This window comes from Flavobacterium sp., from assembly GCF_035760125.1.
Lineage (GTDB): Bacteria > Bacteroidota > Bacteroidia > Flavobacteriales > Flavobacteriaceae > Flavobacterium.
This window is the reverse complement of the sequence record NZ_DASTTN010000019.1, coordinates 1-2,977: the sequence shown is the minus strand read 5'-3', so window position 1 is coordinate 2,977 and position 2,977 is coordinate 1. Positions and strand designations below refer to the sequence as shown.

The following is a 2,977-nucleotide window of genomic DNA, read 5'->3' as shown; positions in this document are numbered from 1 at the left end:
AAAAGATAAATTTGAACATTTGTTGTATCTAAAAAACTGGATTGATACAGTACAATGGCATTTTGAAGATATCATTCGTGATCCGAATATTGATCCAGTTGCAGCTTTGACTTTGAAAAGAAGAATTGATGCTTCAAATCAGGAACGTACAGACATGGTTGAATATATCGATAGTTATTTTCTTCAAAAATACAGTCATGTTGTGGTTAAGGATGATGCTAAAATCAACTCCGAAAGTCCAGCTTGGGCTTTTGACAGATTATCTATTTTGGCTCTGAAAATTTACCATATGAATGAAGAAGCTACACGTACAGATGCTACACAAGATCATAGAGACAAATGTCAAGCAAAATTGAACATTCTTTTGGAACAAAGATCTGATTTATCAATGGCAATCGATGATTTATTGACAGACATTGAAAATGGAGATAAATTCATGAAAGTGTACAAACAAATGAAAATGTACAATGATGATGATTTGAACCCTGTTTTGTATCAAAATAAAAAATAATTTTTTGGCAACAAATTTGTCTCCAAAAATTAAACATATAGCCGTCATGAGACTTTCCGCAATGGGGGATGTCGCCATGACGGTTCCTGTTTTACGTGCATTTGTGAATCAATTTCCAGAAGTAAAAATCACGGTAGTTTCCAGACCTTTTTTTAAACCTTTTTTTGAAGGAATTCCGAATCTTTCTTTTTTTGCTTTTGATGAAAAAGAAAGACATAAAGGATTCTTGGGCTTATGTAGATTATTTCAGGATTTAAAAGCATTTGATATTGATGCTTTTGCCGATTTACATAATGTTCTACGTTCCAAAATTGTAAGAACACTTTTTGCTGTGAGTGGAAAAAAAATAGCATCAGTAGATAAAGGAAGAGAAGAGAAAAATGCGCTGACCCGTTTCGAAAATAAAATTTTCAAACCATTGACCACGATGTTTGGAAGACATGCAAAAGTCTTTGAACAGCTTGGTTTTTCTGTGGATTTAGCTAATCCAATATTTCCTAAAAAAGCCATTTTGGATTCTGAAATTCTAAATCTAATTGGCAATTCACCACAAAAATTAATTGGGATTGCACCTTTTGCACAATATGATTCAAAGGTATATCCGCTTGATTTAATGAAGGAAGTAATTGATACTTTAGCATTAGACCAGAACAATACCATTTTACTTTTTGGTGGAGGAAAAAAAGAAATCGAAATTTTGAACACACTATGTTCTGGCAAAGAGAATGTCATTAATATGGCTGGAAAAATTAAATTTACACAGGAATTGCAACTTATATCGAATTTGGACGTGATGCTTTCTATGGATTCTGGAAATGCCCATATCGCAGCAATGCTTGGAGTAAAAGTAATTACGCTTTGGGGTGCTACTCATCCTTATGCTGGATTTTCTCCTTTCAATCAACCATTGGAAAATGCCTTGGTTTCGGATAGGGATTTGTATCCAAAATTGCCGACATCTGTTTACGGTAACAAAAAAGTGGAAGGTTATGAAGATGCCATGCGAACAATTTTGCCAGTAACGGTTGTTGAAAAAATTAAAACTTCCTTAAAATAAAAAACTTCCCTTTTCAGAGAAGTTTTCACTATCATTTATGCTATTTTAAACATCATCATAATCCACTCGTATTGTTGGAGTGGTTGGATGTGCTTGACAAGTCAGAATTAAACCTTCTTCAATTTCGCTATCGGTAAGAATAGAATTTTTCTTCATTAAGGCTGCTCCAGATGTTACACGTGCCAAACAACTGCTGCAAATACCTCCTTGACAGGAATATGGTGCATCAATTCCTTGTTTTAGGGATGCCTCAAGAATAGTTTGTTTTTGTGACATTTCGAAAGTTGTCTCATCATCATCGACCATAACGGTGATTTTTGAATGTCCAACTAGTGCTTCTTGAATGGTATTTTCATGTGAAGAGGTTTTAAAAAGTTCGAATTTTATAGCCGAATCTCTCACGTTTTTTTCTTTCAAAATAGCCGAAACCGTATTGATCATTTCTTCCGGACCACACAAGTAGAATTTTTCAAAATCCAATGCTGCGTGTTTATTATTCAAGGCAAAATTTACAACGGATTTGTCAATTCTGCCGAATAAAGTATTTTCAACATTAGCTTGGCTATACACATAATGTACAAAAAGACGGCCTACATATTGCAATTGTAAATCGTGTAATTCTTCATGAAAAATGGTCTGTTCTGGTGTTTTATTTCCATAAACTAAGACAAATGAACTTTTTGGCTCACTTTTCAAAACCGATTTTATAATTGATAAAACAGGAGTAATTCCGCTACCTGCCACAAAAGCAATATAATTTTTTTGACGGTCTATTTCGGGTTCAAAAATAAATTTTCCTTCCGGTTTTCCTACCTCAAGTACATCACCAGCTTTTAATTTGCTGTTTGCAAATTGAGAAAAAACTCCGTCTTTAACTGCTTTCACAGCAATTCGCAATTCACCGCTTCCAGGAGCCGAACAAATGGAATACGCACGACGAATTTCGACATTGTCCAATGTCAGGCGTAAATTTATGTACTGACCAGCAATGAAAGTATAATTAGGTTTTAATTCTTCAGGGACATTAAAAAGTATCGAAACGGCATCTTTGGTTTCGCGTTTTACTTCTTTTACAATCAATTTAAGAAAATTTGGCATGAGACTGTTTTTTTGCAAAAGTAATAAAACTATTTAGGATTGAAAGAATTTGAAACTATTCAAGTTTAATTTTTACTATATTTCTGTAACATTTTCCTACTCTAAACTACTTATTCGCAAAACCAAACAAAAATTATGATTGCAAAATTTATTTATCTCGAATGGAAATCTTTCACGAGATCTGCTTCGTTCGCTTCAAATTTGGCCTTGAAAATATTGATGGGATTTCTTGTTCTATATTTCACATTGGTTTTTTTAGCATTGGGAATAGGGGCTTTTTATATTCTTAGGGAAATGAAATTGGATCCATT

4 protein-coding genes are annotated in these 2,977 nt (G+C 33.6%); 3 read left to right on the top strand and 1 reads right to left on the bottom strand.

Annotated elements, in window-relative coordinates:
- Both VFS71_RS00790 and VFS71_RS00785 read left to right on the top strand, forming a co-directional pair.
- Window positions 1–511, top strand: a 511-nt coding sequence (locus VFS71_RS00790) for a DUF4254 domain-containing protein (protein ID WP_326398775.1), incomplete at its 5' end; no start/stop codon positions are given.
- 46 nt (window positions 512–557) lie between these two features.
- On the top strand, window positions 558–1,568 hold the full coding sequence (locus tag VFS71_RS00785; RefSeq protein ID WP_326398774.1) for a glycosyltransferase family 9 protein: 1,011 nt from the start codon (window positions 558–560) through the stop codon (window positions 1,566–1,568).
- 45 nt (window positions 1,569–1,613) lie between these two features.
- Here VFS71_RS00785 and VFS71_RS00780 read toward each other — a convergent pair whose 3' ends face one another.
- Entirely contained in the window at window positions 1,614–2,666 is a 1,053-nt protein-coding gene (locus VFS71_RS00780) for a ferredoxin--NADP reductase (protein ID WP_326398773.1), read from the bottom strand.
- Window positions 2,667–2,801: 135 nt separating this feature from the next.
- On the opposite strand from VFS71_RS00780, the gene VFS71_RS00775 reads away from it, so the two are divergent.
- A partial coding sequence (locus tag VFS71_RS00775; RefSeq protein WP_326398776.1) for a DUF5687 family protein occupies window positions 2,802–2,977 on the top strand: 176 nt, incomplete at its 3' end.